The 16,908-nt window shown below is 44.9% G+C and carries 14 protein-coding genes; 5 read left to right on the plus strand and 9 right to left on the minus strand.

The annotated features are described in order from the left end of the window. The first annotated feature begins 220 nt into the window (after positions 1-220). Together ACFO4O_RS06030 and ACFO4O_RS06035 are read left to right on the plus strand one after the other, a co-directional pair. Entirely contained in the window at positions 221-1,891 is a 1,671-nt protein-coding gene (locus tag ACFO4O_RS06030; RefSeq protein WP_382406487.1) for a SulP family inorganic anion transporter, read from the plus strand. Positions 1,892-2,046: 155 nt separating this feature from the next. After that, positions 2,047-2,601, plus strand: coding sequence for a prepilin-type N-terminal cleavage/methylation domain-containing protein (locus ACFO4O_RS06035; RefSeq protein ID WP_382406489.1), 555 nt, complete (start codon positions 2,047-2,049; stop codon positions 2,599-2,601). Positions 2,602-2,625: 24 nt separating this feature from the next. Here the strand turns inward: ACFO4O_RS06035 and greA are convergent, their stop codons facing one another. From greA to dapB, 4 genes are all read right to left on the minus strand, one after another. Beyond that, positions 2,626-3,102, minus strand: coding sequence for a transcription elongation factor GreA (gene greA, locus ACFO4O_RS06040; RefSeq protein ID WP_382406491.1), 477 nt, complete (start codon positions 3,100-3,102; stop codon positions 2,626-2,628). Positions 3,103-3,291: 189 nt separating this feature from the next. Continuing rightward, positions 3,292-6,519 (minus strand): carbamoyl-phosphate synthase large subunit, encoded by a 3,228-nt coding sequence (gene carB / locus ACFO4O_RS06045; protein WP_382406493.1) that lies wholly within the window; start codon positions 6,517-6,519, stop codon positions 3,292-3,294. Between the two features lie 12 nt (positions 6,520-6,531). Further along, the gene (gene carA / locus ACFO4O_RS06050) at positions 6,532-7,680 is read right to left on the minus strand and encodes a glutamine-hydrolyzing carbamoyl-phosphate synthase small subunit (protein WP_382406495.1); all 1,149 of its coding nucleotides are present in this window, start codon (positions 7,678-7,680) and stop codon (positions 6,532-6,534) included. Between the two features lie 329 nt (positions 7,681-8,009). Continuing rightward, complete coding sequence (gene dapB / locus ACFO4O_RS06055) at positions 8,010-8,813, minus strand: 4-hydroxy-tetrahydrodipicolinate reductase (protein ID WP_382406498.1); 804 nt, start codon at positions 8,811-8,813, stop codon at positions 8,010-8,012. A 237-nt stretch (positions 8,814-9,050) separates the two neighbouring features. On the opposite strand from dapB, the gene ACFO4O_RS06060 reads away from it, so the two are divergent. Beyond that, positions 9,051-9,641 (plus strand): thioredoxin family protein, encoded by a 591-nt coding sequence (locus ACFO4O_RS06060; protein WP_382406500.1) that lies wholly within the window; start codon positions 9,051-9,053, stop codon positions 9,639-9,641. Positions 9,642-9,648: 7 nt separating this feature from the next. Continuing rightward, positions 9,649-10,332, plus strand: coding sequence for a cytochrome b/b6 domain-containing protein (locus ACFO4O_RS06065; RefSeq protein WP_382406502.1), 684 nt, complete (start codon positions 9,649-9,651; stop codon positions 10,330-10,332). A gap of 109 nt (positions 10,333-10,441) precedes the next feature. Here the strand turns inward: ACFO4O_RS06065 and ahr are convergent, their stop codons facing one another. The 5 genes from ahr to ACFO4O_RS06090 form a co-directional block, all read right to left on the minus strand. Further along, positions 10,442-11,449, minus strand: coding sequence for an NADPH-dependent aldehyde reductase Ahr (gene ahr / locus ACFO4O_RS06070; RefSeq protein WP_382406504.1), 1,008 nt, complete (start codon positions 11,447-11,449; stop codon positions 10,442-10,444). Positions 11,450-11,474: 25 nt separating this feature from the next. Continuing rightward, on the minus strand, positions 11,475-11,942 hold the full coding sequence (locus ACFO4O_RS06075) for a c-type cytochrome (RefSeq protein WP_382406506.1): 468 nt from the start codon (positions 11,940-11,942) through the stop codon (positions 11,475-11,477). 306 nt (positions 11,943-12,248) lie between these two features. Further along, entirely contained in the window at positions 12,249-13,541 is a 1,293-nt protein-coding gene (locus ACFO4O_RS06080; protein ID WP_382406508.1) for a Xaa-Pro dipeptidase, read from the minus strand. A 116-nt stretch (positions 13,542-13,657) separates the two neighbouring features. After that, positions 13,658-14,410, minus strand: a complete 753-nt coding sequence (locus ACFO4O_RS06085; RefSeq protein WP_382406510.1) for a MipA/OmpV family protein — start codon at positions 14,408-14,410, stop codon at positions 13,658-13,660. Positions 14,411-14,605: 195 nt separating this feature from the next. Then, positions 14,606-15,538: a LysR family transcriptional regulator gene (locus ACFO4O_RS06090; protein WP_382406512.1), complete on the minus strand. Its 933-nt coding sequence runs from the start codon at positions 15,536-15,538 to the stop codon at positions 14,606-14,608. Positions 15,539-15,645: 107 nt separating this feature from the next. Here ACFO4O_RS06090 and ACFO4O_RS06095 point away from each other — a divergent pair, with 107 nt between their 5' ends. After that, positions 15,646-16,395: a glucose 1-dehydrogenase gene (locus tag ACFO4O_RS06095; protein WP_382406514.1), complete on the plus strand. Its 750-nt coding sequence runs from the start codon at positions 15,646-15,648 to the stop codon at positions 16,393-16,395. Positions 16,396-16,908: the final 513 nt, after the last annotated feature.

Here is a 16,908-nt window from a genome sequence, read left to right on the forward strand (position 1 = left end):
CATCGGTTTTGTTGGGCGTACGAATAGGTTTATACTTTTAATCTGAGCGTAAGGTCATTACTTCAGTAACATAAGTGCTTCAGATACATTAATAAAGCTCAATCATGCGATCGCCAGCAAAACTCAATCGGGGTGCGGGGCTTGGATATTGTGAAAATTTGGATCGGGTAAAAATAAGTTACAACAAATATAAACCTAATAAAAAACGAGAGCTTTTATTTTGCAAATTTTCAACCTCATAAACACCTCTAATCTCAAAGGCGATATTTTAGGTGGCGTGACCGCTGCCATCGTATCACTTCCTCTTGCGCTTGCCTTTGGCGTAGCCTCTGGCGCGGGCGCTGAAGCTGGGCTTTATGGGGCAATCATCATTGGCTTTTTTGCCGCAATGTTCGGCGGCACACCCACGCTTATTTCGGAGCCTACCGGCCCTATGACGGTGATCATGGCGGCAGTAGTCACCACTATGATCGCAAAGTATCCCGATAACGGCTTAGCGATGGCGTTTACGGTGGTGATGATTGCGGGAGTGACGCAAATCGTGTTCGGACTTTTGAGGCTCGGGAAGTACATTACCCTAATGCCCTACTCTGTTATAAGCGGCTTTATGTCTGGAATAGGCTGCATATTGATTATTATGCAGCTAGCACCGGCACTAGGCTCAGCCTCACCATCAGGAGGGGTGACAGGAGCGCTGATGGCGCTACCGCAAACCCTTGCTGACATTAGCTATCTGGAAGCAGGTATGGCACTTGCCACGCTAGCGCTTATCTTTTTTACTCCTCGACGCATAAAGCATTGGGTTCCGCCGCAGTTAATTGCCCTTCTGATAATCTCTATAATCAGCGTATTTGTGTTTGGTAGCGCAGATATCAAACGAATTGGCGAGATAAATGTAAGTTTGCCAAGCATGATCATGCCAACATTTACCGCAGAGCAATTTCAAACCATGGTGCTCGACGGTATTGTGCTAGGAATGCTTGGCTGTATTGACTCTATGCTCACGTCTGTCATCTCCGACAATTTAACCCGCAGTGAACACAAGTCAGATAAAGAACTAATAGGTCAAGGTGTCGGTAATTTGTTTTCTGGTTTATTTGGTGGTTTACCCGGCGCAGGTGCGACTATGGGCACGGTGGTCAATATTCAGACCGGCGCTAAAACTGCTTTGTCGGGGCTGGTTAGAGTGGCGGTTCTCGTGGTGGCAGTATTTGGTGCCTCATCGCTAATTTCGGTTATTCCCATTGCAGTGCTTGCAGGCATTGCCATTAAAGTGGGGATAGATATTCTCGATTGGAGTTTTATCAAACGAGCCCATAAGGTATCAAAGCAGACTAGCTACATTATGTATGGCGTGTTGCTATTAACTGTGTTTGTTGATTTGGTGGTGGCTGTAGGCATCGGTGTTTTCATTGCTAATATCATCACTATTGAGAAGCTTTCGGCCTCTCAAGCTAAAAATATAAAGGCAATCAGTGATGTAGACGGACGTCTGCCGCTAAATGCAGAGCAGCGTAAATTGCTCAATCAGGCAAATGGCGAAATACTCTATTTTTATTTAAGTGGCACCATGATTTTTGGCGTGTCAAAAGCGCTTTCCCGAGAATTAAGTACCCTGGGCGACCACGCCGTAGTGATAATTGACCTAAGCGATGTATCGTTTCTAGATGACACCATTGCCCTTACCATTGAAAACCTTGTGAAAGACGCAAAGTCTTTAAACAAGCATATTTTGATGTTGGTGAATAAGGAGGCATCGAAGAAAAAACTTATGCGCATGGGATTTGAAGACCTACTCAATGATGCAGACTTCATGCAAAATCGCACTCAAGCATTAGAGCTCGCGAATCAGCGGCTCAAGGCTGACCAAGCATATGGCGCTAATATTTAGCGCGTAAATGAGCTTCACCCATCGCATCAGCATGTTATAAATAATGTGGTATATTTTTAAATACCGAACCTAAAACCCTCCTAGTGTATTTTATAACGTCACGTTGGAATGCTCGACATTTCGATGAACTGTGTTGAAGCAGGCGATAATCAAATATGCATAATAAAATAAAAAACACTCAAGGCTTTACGCTCATTGAGTTAATCATTGTGATTGTAATTTTAGGAATACTGGCCGTTTCTGCCGCCCCTCGATTTATTGATATCAGCAGCGAAAGCAAAGCGGCGGGATTAAGCGCGCTGAAAGCGGCCATGGTGTCGGCAAACACCTTAGTGTATTCAAAGGCCGTTTTGCAAGGCGTCGAAAATGAAAGCAGTGCAGTGGTGCAGTTAAGCCCCGCCGATAGCGCACAAACCCAATATGGCTATATTACATACAACGCAAATGCGCCAGCCACTGGCGGCTTTCAGCTTAACAATGCGCTTAATTTTACGGTCTGTCATCATTTAGCGAGCGAGGAAGTCTGCGGGGATGCTGACTGGCGCTTTGATATTGATAGCACGCACATTCAGTTTTATTTTGCATCTGAGGGACAAGACCCTGCCAATGGTGGAGGAGATGCAAACGAGCCACTTTGCTACTTAGAATATACCCTTGCAGCAGATGAGAATACGCCGCCTGTTTACAGGCTTGAAACAACAGACTGCTAACACAGCCTGCCGTTGGGATAATACTTAAATATATTCCACTTCAATGATTTCAAACTCTACCACGCCAGCAGGCGTCTGGATTGCGGCAATGTCGTCTATTTCCTTGCCGATTAAACCTCTGGCAATGGGCGAGTTAACAGAAATCAGTTTGTTTTTGATATTCGCCTCATCATCACCCACAATCCGATAGGTAATCTCTTCGTCAGTCTCGGTATTCATGATGGTCACGGTTGCACCAAACACGACCTTACCGTTGTTGCTAAGCTTAGTCACGTCTATGATTTGTGCGTTTGACAGCTTACCTTCAATATCTTGAATACGGCCTTCACAAAAGCTTTGCTGCTCTCTAGCGGCATGATACTCAGCGTTTTCTTTTAAGTCGCCGTGTTCTCTTGCTTCAGCGATAGATGCAATGATACGAGGACGTTCAACGCTCTTCAGTTGTTCAAGTTCATCGCGTAGTTTTTTCGCGCCATCGGTCGTCATTGGATAGCTATTCATACTTCTTCTCTTTATATGTCATGTTTACATGTTGATATCGCAGAGCTGCGGCTCTGCATCTTGGCGTAGAGGGATATCGATATATACGCACTATTACAACAAAGACGAATGCATTTGCATTCGTCTTTGATAATTGAGACTACTAAGTATAGTGCAATCTTAGTCTTGGATCATCTCGCTTTTTAAAGCTTAGCCTTGTTCAGCAATTCTTTGATGTAATTGCTGCACCGACGCTACGTTTACCTTCGCGTCTGCAGCGCTTGCCTTCATCGTCGCAAAAGCTGCATTTAAGGTAGTAGTATAGGCGGTCTTATTGAGCAATGCTTCGCGCCGGATGTATACCGAATCGGTAATTGCCTGACGCCCTTCCGTAGTGTTGACCACATAGCAATACTCGCGGTTTTTAATTGCATCAACAATATTAGGACGCCCTTCACTGAGCTTATTAACGATACTGCACTTGATGCCGGCTTGCTTAATCGCCGCCGCAGTGCCGCTTGTTGCCTCGATACTAAAGCCTTTGCCCGCCATTTCTTTTACCAGTTCAATAAGGCGGACTTTATCGTTGTTTCGCACCGAAATAAGCACTTTACCGGCTTCTGGAAGCGGCGCAGAGGCGCCTAGATTCGCTTTTGCATACGCTTCTTCAAAGTCGTTACCCACACCCATTACCTCGCCCGTTGAGCGCATTTCCGGTCCTAACAGTGGGTCGACGCCTTGGAACTTAGCAAAGGGCAACACGACTTCTTTAACAGAGTAAAACGGAGGAATAATTTCTTTTTCAATCCCCTGTTCTTTTAAGGTTTTACCCGCCATAACGCGCGCTGCTATTTTTGCTAAGGGCATACCGGTTGCTTTAGACACAAACGGTACCGTGCGCGCTGCACGTGGATTCACTTCAATGAGATACACTTCATTATCTTTTATCGCAAATTGGGTGTTCATCAGACCGCGCACTTCAAGCTCTAAAGCCATCTGCCGCACCTGTTCGCGCATAACGTCCTGAATCTCTTTAGACAGTGAGTACGGCGGTAAACTGCAGGCCGAATCTCCTGAGTGAACCCCTGCCTGCTCAATATGCTCCATAATGCCGCCAATCAGAACCTGTTCACCGTCGCATATGGCGTCAATGTCTACTTCAATAGCATCGTCTAAGAACCGGTCAAGCAGCACAGGGCTATCGTTAGAGACTTTGACCGCCTCGTTTAAATAACGCTGCAAATCTTTAAGGTCGTATACAATTTCCATTGCCCTGCCACCCAACACATACGAGGGGCGCACTACCAGAGGAAAGCCAATCTCTTGGGCGCATTCTAGGGCCTCTTGCATATTGCTCACGGTAGCATTGGCTGGCTGTTTAAGACCTAACTTGTTGACCATCTGCTGAAAGCGCTCACGGTCTTCCGCTCGGTCAATCGCATCTGGCGAGGTGCCAATGATATTGACGCCGTTCGCTTTTAACGCTCTTGCAAGTTTCAGCGGCGTTTGTCCGCCATACTGAACAATGACACCTTTTGGCTTTTCAATACGCACAATCTCCAGCACATCTTCCAAGGTCACCGGCTCAAAATACAGGCGGTCAGAGGTATCGTAATCTGTCGAAACGGTTTCAGGATTACAGTTAACCATAATGGTCTCATAGCCATCATCTCGCATCGCCAGTGCCGCATGTACACAACAATAGTCAAATTCAATGCCCTGACCAATACGGTTAGGCCCGCCGCCCAACACCATAATTTTGTCTCTATCCGACGGGGCCGATTCACACTCTTCATCGTAAGTTGAATACATGTATGCGGTAGAAGTAGAAAACTCAGCAGCGCATGTATCGACTCTTTTATAAACAGGGAATATGCTCATTTTGTGGCGCATATCGCGCACGTCACTTTCTGCCACTTGCGTCAATTCAGCAATGCGCTGGTCAGCAAAGCCCTTACGCTTTAACGTGCGCATCAAGCTTGCGTCAATACCAGTTAAACCAATACGCTTAAGCAGTTTTTCAAATTCTATTAACTCTTCAATTTGCACCAAATACCAAGGGTCTATATTGGTTAGGGCAAAAATTTCATCAACCGTCATGCCGTATCTGAAGGCATCACCGATATACCAAATTCGCTCTGCCCCCGGCTCGCGCAGTTCATAAATCAATTTGTTTTTAGCTTCCGGATCATCAAAATCAAGAATAGGGTCGAGACCAGATACACCAACCTCGAGGCCGCGGAGTGCTTTTTGCAATGATTCTTGCTGATTGCGACCAATCGCCATTACCTCGCCTACCGATTTCATCTGCGTTGTCAATCGGTCATTGGCACCGGCAAACTTTTCAAAATTAAAGCGAGGGATTTTAGTCACTACGTAGTCGATTGAAGGCTCAAACGACGCCGGCGTTTTACCGCCTGTAATATCGTTTGCAAGCTCGTCGAGCGTAAAGCCCACCGCTAGTTTGGCAGCAATTTTAGCGATTGGAAAACCCGTGGCTTTTGAGGCGAGCGCCGAGCTACGCGACACGCGAGGATTCATCTCAATGATCACCATGCGTCCAGTTTGGGGGTCAACACCAAACTGTACATTCGACCCCCCGGTTTCAACGCCAATTTCACGCAATACTGCCATGGCGGCATTACGCATGATTTGAAATTCTTTGTCAGTTAGGGTTTGCGCAGGGGCAACGGTGATGGAGTCTCCGGTGTGAACGCCCATAGGGTCGAAGTTTTCAATGGTACAGACAATAATGCAGTTATCAGCCTTATCGCGCACCACTTCCATCTCGTATTCTTTCCAGCCAATTAATGACTCGTCAATAAGTAGCTCTGAGGTGGGCGAAAGGTCTAAGCCGCGCTCACAAATCTCATTAAATTCGTCAATGTTGTAAGCTATACCGCCACCGCTGCCACCCATGGTAAAGGATGGACGAATAATACATGGAAAGCCGATACGAGATAGCACGTCTTTTGCCTGCGTCATATCGTGGGCAATTTCAGCACGAGGACACTCAAGCCCAATAGACTTCATGGCTTTGTCGAAACGCTCACGGTCTTCCGCTTTGTCTATTGCATCAGCGCTTGCGCCAATCAGCTCTACGTTGAATTCGCTTAGCACGCCGTGCTTGTTTAAGTCTAATGCGCAGTTGAGGGCTGTTTGTCCGCCCATAGTTGGCAAAATTGCATCTGGCTTTTCTTTGGCGATAATGTTGCGCACAACTTCCCATTGAATGGGTTCAATGTAGGTGGCATCTGCCATTTCAGGGTCGGTCATAATGGTGGCGGGGTTGGAGTTAACCAAAATAACGCGGTAACCCTCCTCACGAAGCGCTTTACAGGCTTGCGCGCCAGAGTAGTCAAATTCACACGCTTGGCCTATTACAATAGGACCTGCGCCAAGAATCAAAATACTTTTGATGTCGGTACGTTTAGGCATAACTTAAAATTCCTATTGCTTTGCGCGTTTAATAAGGTCAATAAAATGATCAAACAAGGCGGCCGCATCTTGCGGACCAGGACTTGCCTCTGGATGGCCCTGAAAACTAAATGCAGGCCTGTCGCTTAGTTCTATACCCTGCAAAGATTTGTCGAATAACGATACGTGGGTCACCTCAACATTGCTCCCAAGGCTATCTTGGTCAACAGCAAAGCCATGATTTTGCGATGTGATCATCACGCGTTTACTGCGCATGTCTTGCACAGGATGATTGGCACCGTGGTGACCAAATTTCATCTTTTGGGTTTTCGCACCGCTTGCAATGGCGAGTATTTGATGACCTAAGCAAATGCCAAACACCGGCAGCTTCTTGTCGAGAAATTCACGCGTTGCCTCAATCGCATAATCGCATGGCTCTGGGTCGCCTGGTCCGTTCGATAAAAACACACCGTCAGGGTTTAGCGCCAATACCTCAGCGGCGCTGGTTTGCGCTGGCACAACAGTAAGCTTGCAACCGCGCTCTACCAACATTCTCAAAATATTCTTTTTGGCGCCAAAGTCGTATGCAACGACATGATAAGGCAGGTCTTGAACATTAGTTGCGTAGCCCTCGCCTAGGGTCCACACACTGTCGTTAAATGGATATGACGCTTTGCAGCTAACGACCTTGGCTAAATCCATGCCTTTCAAACCTGGAAATGCTTTTGCATTAGCAAGGCCTTCGGCGCAAGCGGCATCAATATCTTGGTCTGCATCGACGGTCATAATACAGCCGTCTTGTGCGCCTTTTTCGCGCAGCACTCGAGTCAAACGACGCGTGTCAATGTCGGCAATACCAATGATGTTTTGCTGCTTTAAATAGTCAGAAAGTGACTGAGTATTGCGAAAATTGCTGGCAATAAGAGGTAAGTCTCGAATGACTAGGCCTTTAGCCCATATTTGATCAGATTCAATGTCTTCAGGATTAGTACCTGTATTACCAATATGGGGATAAGTGAGGGTGACAATTTGTTCAGCGTAAGATGGGTCGGTGAGAATTTCTTGATAGCCGGTCATTGAAGTATTAAAAACTACTTCGCCAACACTGCTACCTTGAGCGCCAATGGCGGTTCCTTTGAAAATTGAACCGTCGGCCAGTACGAGCAGGGCAGAAACAGCCAAGTCAACCTCCTATATGAATAGAGATAACTAAGGAAAATGTCGACACTTTCAACATTTCCTGCAATTATGCGCCAATTACACAAAAAAGGCACAAGATGTCTCTGCCAAAAACCCGAAGGTAGAACCAACGCGCCTTCCCTACACGTCAATAAAAACAAGGAATACGGTTGCTACCAAAAACTCTGAATCGCAGGGCAATTACTAATTTTTGGCAAATTCTGCGCATTATATACAAGAATGATAAAAGCGTCTAATAGTTTTTAAAGTAAACACTAAACATCATAAAATAAGACCTAAGCTATCATAACGCGAATAAAGCCTTATTTTTATTACTTTAATCCCAGTACATTTTGCATGGTGTAAAGGCCTGGCGCTTGATTTTTGAGCCACATCGCTGCGCTTAGTGCGCCATTTGCGAATGTCAGTCGGCTCGATGCCTTATGGGTGATTTCTATACGTTCGCCTAAACTGGCAAATATTGCGGTATGCTCACCCACTATATCCCCAGCTCTGACCGTGGCAAAACCAATCGTTTCGCGGGTTCTTTCGCCAGTCACGCCCTCTCGTCCGTATACAGCGCATTGACTCAAATCTCGGCTTAGCGTATCTGCGATTGCTTCGCCAATGGCCATTGCAGTGCCTGATGGCGCGTCTTTTTTAAAGCGATGATGCGCCTCTACAATCTCAATGTCGGATTGCTCCCCCATAATGCTCGCCGTTTGTTTTACTAAATTAAGCATGACGTTAACGCCCACGCTATAATTGGCAGCAAATACTACAGGTATTTTTTTTGCCGCTTCGTCAATAAGCGCGAGTTGGCCCGGCAGTAAACCGGTGGTGCCAATAACAATCGGCGAGTTGTTGCTCACGGCCAAGTTGAGGTTGTCTGCCAGCGCTTCAGGCAAGGTAAAATCCACCAACACATCTGCATTATTTAACAAGCTTGCTTCCAGCGCACATACCTTAACGTATTGCTTTGCAACACCGGCTAATTCGCCAGCGTCCATTCCAATAAATGAAGAGCCCGAACGCACGCTGGCAAAGCCAAGGGCAACATGAGAATGTTGATATACCGCGTCGATTAATACGCGACCCATTCGACCGTTTGCCCCTAAGATTCCGACTTTAATCATTGATTGTCTCTCATTATTTACTAAGTTGATCAAACTAGGCCGATTGCCTTAAGTATATGCTATCAAATTATGCGGCCTTTGCTGAAGTAAAACCAACAATTAGCACTTGGATGCTTCTAGCATTTTGTGAGTATAGGCTATTTATTGCTAGGTTTAGTGGCGCAGTAAAGTACAATACTTTACAGTAAAGACAACACCTTAGCCGGTTTTGCGGTTTATCACTTCAAGGAAAGCTTTATGTCACTTACTCAGTCAACCATGCTAGCCTTAGGCAGCCCAGCGCACGATTTTTGCCTTATGAGCACCGAAGATCAGCCAGTCTCCTTAAGCGACTTTGCTCACAATGATTTACTCGTGGTTATGTTTATATGCAACCATTGCCCTTATGTAATTCACATTGCGCCGGCCCTTGCGAAAATAGCGAGAGAATATCAAGACAAAGGCGTGGGTTTTATTGCTATTAACAGTAACGATACACAAGCCTACCCTGAGGATAGTTTTGAAAAGATGAAGTCTGAAAAGGCAAACAGAGACTATCCTTTTGCTTATGTGATAGATGAGACCCAAGAAGTAGCCAAGGCGTATACCGCTGCATGCACGCCCGATATGTATGTATTCAACGCGCAGCGAAAACTCGCCTACAGAGGACAGTTTGACAGCACGCGTCCTCATCGCATCTCTTCAGGGAATTATGATGCGTCTAATGGGCAAGCCAATGGTGAAGATTTGCGGCAAGCACTTGATACCCTATTGGCAGGCAAATCCTTAACTGCCCCACAAAAACCCTCGATGGGCTGCAATATAAAATGGAAGCCAGAACAGGAGTAAAGCATAAATGACTAAAGTAAAAGTATGGGACGTTCCAACGCGTGTTTTTCATTGGGGCTTAGTGGCCGTTTTTGTTTTCCAATTTGTTACCGGCGATATTTTAGATGATGCCATGCAGCTGCACTTCTATGGTGGTTATGTTGCGCTTGGCTTAATTTTATTTAGGATTATTTGGGGCTTTGTAGGTAGCTACCACGCACGATTCTCAAGCTTTATATATTCTCCTCGCACGGCGTTTAATTACATGAAAGGCACATCAAGTACGCAAACCTATTTAGGACATAATCCATTGGGGGGCTATTCGGTGCTTGCCATTTTAGCGGTAATGCTTACTCAAGCGGTCAGTGGCTTGTTTATGACTGACGAGATTTTTATGGAAGGGCCTTATTACAGCGCGCTTGGCACCCAGGTAGACGACATCATGAATTATTTACATCATAACGCAATATCTCTCATGTGGGCGCTCATTAGTTTGCATTTAGGGGCAATTGCCTATTACAGCATTAAAAAGAAACAAGCCCTTATTCCTGCCATGTTTCATGGAAACAAACCCTCAAACGACACCCAAAAACGCCGTATTAGCACACCTTGGCTTGCCTTTATAATAAGTATGGTAGTTGCCGCCGCCATTGTGTATTTAGTCGTAAATGTGTTTGCACCGGAGCCTGAAATGGGCCTATACGACTATTAATTAAGCTGAGGCACATGAAAAAGGCGCACGTGGCTAACATGTGCGCCTTTTTAGTTTGTTCTTTGCGTTGAGCGACTAGCTCGTGGCAATTAATACCATGTTGTTAGCATTAAAAGTCGGCTTGCAGCACCACTCGATATCGAGCGTCACCTTTCTCAAGATGCTCAATTGCTTCATTGACTTGGCTCATATCGTACATTTCAACCATTGGTTTAATATTATGCCGCGCAGCAAAATCTAGCATTTTCGCAATGGTTGCTGGGCTTCCCACTGGTGAACCGGAAACCGATTTTTGCCCGCCTAATAAATTAAACACCCCAATATCAAGCGGCTCTAAAGACGCGCCTACAAAATGCAGTCGTCCCTTAGGTTTAAGCGTTGACAAATACAGGTTCCAATCGAGCTTTACATTCACTGTTGAAATAATGAAATCAAATGTATTTGCAGCTGCTTCAATTTCTTTTTCTTCGCGTGAGTTAATCACATGGTGCGCGCCAAGCTGCTTGGCCTCATTTGCTTTGCTCTCACTGGATGTAAACGCCGTTACCTCACAGCCCCACGCATTTAAAAATTGCAAGCCTAGGTGACCAAGACCACCAATACCGATAACCGCAACTTTGTCTGTTGGCTTTATATCAAACTGAACCAACGGGTTAAACACAGTGATCCCACCGCAAAATAGTGGGCCAGCAGATTTCATGTCTACACCTGCGGGTAATTCAACCACCGATTTTTGGTTGGCTTGAACAAATTCGGCAAAGCCACCATGGCGTCCAACAATAGTAGGTTGTGCTTTGCCGCAGAGGTTTTGATCGCCCGAGCCACAAGTAGAACAGGTTTGGCAATAATCAGCATGCCAGCCTAAACCTACTATTTGCCCTACTTTACTCGACGAAACGTTCTCACCAACCTCTACAATTTCGCCTACCACTTCATGGCCGGCAACCAAAGGATATTGAGAAATGCCCCATTCGTTGTTCAGCATAGAGAGATCCGAATGGCATACGCCACAGAATGCGACTTTAATCTTTACTTCATTTGCGCCTAATTCAGGTAATTCAACTTCGATAAGTTCGAGTTCACTGCCTGCTTTTTTGGCTGCATAAGCTTTAGTCATAACACTATCTCTCCTGTTTTAACTGCTAGTCTTTCTTGTAGTCGTCGTGACACGCCTTGCACGTTGCACCAAGGGCGCCGATGGTTTTTCTGTAGTCATCGCTATCGCCTGCAATAGCGACTTTTTGAACGGCAGCCGCAGCTTCGACCATATTCTGCGCCTTCTGATAAAAGTCTGCTTGGTTTTCCCAAATGCTATCTTTAGACCCCGTCTCAACGTTGAATGCGCGGGTATCAGGTGCAAAGTAGTCTTCCATCATTAGCCCAAGCTGCTCAATACGTTGGCTGTTTTTAATCATCACTTGCTCATTGTAAGGAATATTACCTTTAGCCATAGCACCAAGCGGCCCCATGTTACTGCGCACTAACTGTAATATAGCTTGGCGAAACTGCACGGTGGCCTTAGCTTGTTTTTCGGTTTCAACCGTTTGAGAGATGGCGGCCGTGCTCGCTAAAATTGAGCACAGGGCAAACAAGGATATAAGTTTCTTCATGGGTAAGCTCCATATAAGTGGTGATTTATGATTATGGTTTTGATTATGGTTATGTTTATGTTTATGTTTATGTTTATGTTTATGTTTATGTTTACAAAAATGATCTCGCGATTACATCGCCTAAGACTTTGCCAAAGGTTTATTTACTTACGCTAAGTGTAGTAAGTAGATTACATAAATCATAGTTTTCTTTGGAAGAAGATTTTGTGCCGGCATCGATTGCCTAAAATGTGTGCAGTTATTCAATACTTTGCGAGCAGCATCTAACATTGATGCTGCTCGCTAACAATACCCTAAGATGGAGAATTAGCGCTTATACACCTCACCATCTTTCATGACAAAGCTCACAGTTTCCATTAAATTGATGTTTTCAATTGGGTTCCCGTCTACCGCGATAATATCGGCAAGATACCCTTCTTTTATTTGGCCTAATTCAGACTCTTGCTTTAATAGTTTCGCGCTATTAATGGTGGCTGCCTGCAACGATTGCAGTGGCGTCATGCCAAACTCAACCATTCTAGAAAATTGTTTACCATTGTCGCCATGCGGATAAATAGCGGCGTCTGAACCAAATACCATGTTTGCACCCGCTTTAACCGCCCGGCGAAAGCTTTCACGCTGAGCCTTTGACACGAGCTTTTCTTTATTGATGTTTTCTTCTGGCACGCCGTTAGCCTCGCCAAACGCTAGGGTATATTCCGTGTTGTAAATATCGCACGACAAATATGTGCCGTACTCGAGAGCGAGCTTAATGGCTTCGTCGTCCATAAAGCTGCAGTGCTCAACGGAGTCTATACCTGCCCTGATGGCAGCCTTAATACCGCTCGTGCCATGGGCATGCGCTGCCGCAACTAGCCCGCGCATATGCGCCTCGTCTACCGCGGCCTTTATTTCTTCTTCGGTAAGCTGCTGAATACCCACCTTCGTTCCTTTTGAAAATACGCCGCCGGTGGCACAGACTTTTATAGTATTTGCCCCGTATTTAATATTTTCTCTTACCTTTTCACGCACTGCCCATGGACCATCAGCCACGCCTTTTGACTTGCTGTTCGCCTCTGGTGGTGAAAAATTGTCGTCGCAGTGTCCACCTGTTACTCCCACCGAATATCCCGCAGCCCAAATTCTAGGGCCAGGAACTTCACCGGCATTAATCCCATCTCGCACACCAATCACGGCATAACCCGGACCGCCTAAATTCCTAACTGTGGTAAACCCTGCCATGAGTGTTTTTTCAGCGTTTTTGACCGCTTTGACTGTTTGACGCGGTATTGAGTTGCCGCGCGACGCTAAAAAATTATCTTCAGCATCACTAGTAAGGTGAACATGCATATCCATAACGCCGGGAAGTAAGGTTTTACCCGGAAGGTCAATGAGCTCTGCATTTTCGTCAACTTCAATTGAACCTTGTTTTGCTATTTTGATGATGCGGTTATTGTCGATTAATACCGCAACATTCTTAGTGATTTTGCCGCTTTGTACATCAAGTAAGCCGTCGGCATTTATCAAGATTTGCTTGGCCATTGAAGAAAACGAGCTAGCACTTACAAGGGCTGCACTGAGAATAAGGGAGCTAAGCAGTTTGAAAGAAGAACAAGGCATGATGGGTCACTCTTGTGGATGCGAAAGAATCTTTAGAATAACCTTTAGCACTAAAATGGTCTAGGTAATTAGAGCGACTATCATTTCTGATAGCCGCAGTGAGGCGACAGGTTTTATCAAAATTGATACGTTAAGCCAACAAAGCCGTCAATCGTGCTGCTGCCGTCTACTATTGGACTGTTTTTAATGTCGCTTGCGAGGCTTAACCAACGAGATTGTGCAACGAGCTGCCAATTATTTGCGAAGCGATAATATCCACCTACTGTGACACCACCTTGCCAAACCGCATCTAGATCATAAGCACTAAACTCAGAAACAGCAGCCTCTTGTTGCGATACACCAAAGTAATAGTTAGCGTAGTTATCACTTAAGTGCTCAAGCTGCAGGCCCGCTGTGATAGCCCAGCTTCTGTTTGCTGCGCTGGCAATCAATCTTTCGAAATTTAATGCGCCTCTTTGACCGTTATGCTTATTGCTTACATCAGTTTGATAAACGCCTGAAAACTCGCCAAACGCCGTTGGATATATGTAGCGTACACCTGCTAAAAACGATAAGTCTCGCTCTTCAATTCCTGTTAGTTCGTCACTTTCGTCAGCCTCGAGCGCATTGGGTGCTAAATCTACACTCAAACGTAAACTTGGTTCATTGCGGTTTAACCCAGTAATTTTGTACTGAAGTGAGGGACCTCGCCAAATAACACGCTCACCTTCATAAGCAGCAATAGGAATAACAATGAACTCAGTGCTCAATCCTTTATAAGGCGTAGCACTGCCAACGGCACCAACGCCTGCCGACCACTGAGCGTAAGATGAAGACACAAATAAAGAGGTGGTACCTAGCAGAAGTACCGCACTTAGATTTAATTTCATAGCTTATCCGTTTTAATATGATGTTTACGGCTTTTACGGCCGTATATTCAGCCTAGATGCTTTATTAAAAAGGTTTAACGAGGCGTGTAAAAACATCCACTTGTGGCAGTGTTTTTTTCGGACGAAGCGCTTTGATAGTTAGGTTTATTTATAAAGACTAACTTTCAAAGCTTATTTGCATCCTAGGGTTGAAAACTACTTTCTTACCTCGATATTGTCGGCCTCAGCAAGTTGCTGGATAAGCTCCCGTAGCCATTGAAAGGCAGGATGTTTTCCTAGTCGTGCGTGCCAAATAACCTTTGTTTGAACATAACCCTCTGGCGCACTTAAAGGGCACTTACTGACCTTGAGTTGATATGTGTCTGCATATAACTTCGCGATACGAGAGGGAACAGTTAAGACAAGATCTGAAGAAGCCACAATGCCAGGTGCTGCCGCAAATTGATTTATTATCATGGCAATATGCCGAGTGTAGCCCTCTGCCGCAAGCGCACTATCTATAAATCCTCGCTCGTCTCCCCTTGGACTAATCAGCAGATGCCGAGCATTGGCAAACTCATTTATTGTCATATTTTTATTTGCCAAAGGATGATGCTCATTTAGCAAACAGACATAGTCATCAGAAATAATGGGCGAAGACTCAAAACGCTCAGGTAGAATGCCAAACGCACTGATGGCCATATCCACTTCCTGTCTATCTAGCATGTCGAATGCTCTACCTTCTAACAATTTAAGTCTTATTGAAGCATTTGGCGCGTGCTTTTCCATATATCTAGCGAGTTTAGCCATTAGTACAGTCACCACATAGTCGTGAGTAGCTATACGGAATACTTGTCTTGAATTGCTTGGGTCAAATACCTGTGGGTTTAGAGCACGCTCAAGACTCGAAAGTGCTTCGTGAACAACCTGCGATAATTCCATTGCGCGAGGCGTTGGCTTTACTCCATCCGGTACTTTAATAAACAGATCGTCTTTAACTGTATGACGCAAACGCGACAGAGCATGGCTCACAGCCGGTTGCGATAAAAACAGCTTTTGTGCGGCTTTCGAGACGTTTTTTTCAGCCATCACCGCATCAAAAACTCTCAGTAAATTAAGGTCTAAGGCATTTATATTCATTTCTTGCATAACACTTATACTGCTTATTCATTTCAAACATTATTCTTTTTTTTCTAAGCTGTAAAGCAAGTTAAGACATCCCGTCTTTACTCAATCTTAAAAACCGGAGAAAAATTATGGGTAAGTTACAAAATAAAGTCGCAGTAATCACAGGTGGTAACAGCGGTATTGGCCTAACAAGCGCACAAACCTTTATAAACGAGGGTGCGAAAGTGGTCATTTTTGGGCGCAATCAACAAAGCCTAGATGAGGCCGTTGAAACACTAGGCCCAAATGCTTACAGCGTGCAAGGTGACGTGAGTAAGCTCGAGGATTTAGAACGATTGAAAAAAGAAACCGAAGATAAATTTGGGAACGTTGATATATTGTTTGTAAATGCAGGACTAGGCGTATTCGCACCTTTGGATCAAATTGACGAGGCCGCCTACGATAAACAGTTTGATATAAATGTAAAAGGCGCCTTTTTTACTGTGCAAAAGTTTCAGTCTATTATGAATGAAAATAGCAGTGTTATCTTAACAGCTTCTGCTGTTCACGAAAAAGGCGTGCCCACCGGCTCGCTTTACTTCGCGACAAAAGCTGCGGTACGGTCGTTATCGCGAACCCTTGCAGCAGAGCTCGCGCCTCAAAAAATCCGTGTAAACACACTCAGCCCTGGTATTGTCAGAACCCAATTTGCTGATAAAACTAACTTATCAAATGAAGACTTCGAGGGCTTTATCGAGATGGTAGCTTCTCAAGCGCCTTTACAACGTGCTGGCACGACCCAAGAAATCGCAAATGGTGCGCTATTTTTAGCAAGCGATGAGTCTGCCTACATGACCGCAGCCGATTTGCTAATTGACGGTGGATGGATGAGTATCTAGCTTGCGATTTTGATTGATAAAGTAGATTGCACTAAGGTTTATGCACTTTTAGTGATGGCCTCGATTTGATCAGAGGTCATCGTTTTTTGCATTTTTCTCTCGAGCTTCTTTTTCAGCTAGGCGTCGCTTAATTAGCGCTAACTGGCGAGTCCTTTCCTTTTTAGTATTCCTGATTTGAGACACCAATAACAAAAGCGGAATGAAAACGAAACCAATAATTGCCCAAACCAACATTCGTGATCCCTCACCTAATAAAAATTTTACAAATACATTAGTTTTACACTAATGCAACAAAACGCTGGATAACGAAAAAACCAACTTAGGTTAAGAAACATAACAAATTATTAGTGACCGATTGAGTTATTTTTCCACTACAGCTGAGGTATTACCTTGAGCGAGGGTCAAGCCTATTTTCGAAACAATATGTTGATAGAAATTCTGTGCTTTTGATGAATGTTAATTCTCAATGCTAAACCAAACACGAAATAATAATATACAGATAAAATATCATAC

The organism is Glaciecola siphonariae (genome assembly GCF_042652645.1).
GTDB classification, from domain to species: Bacteria; Pseudomonadota; Gammaproteobacteria; order Enterobacterales; family Alteromonadaceae; genus Glaciecola; species Glaciecola siphonariae.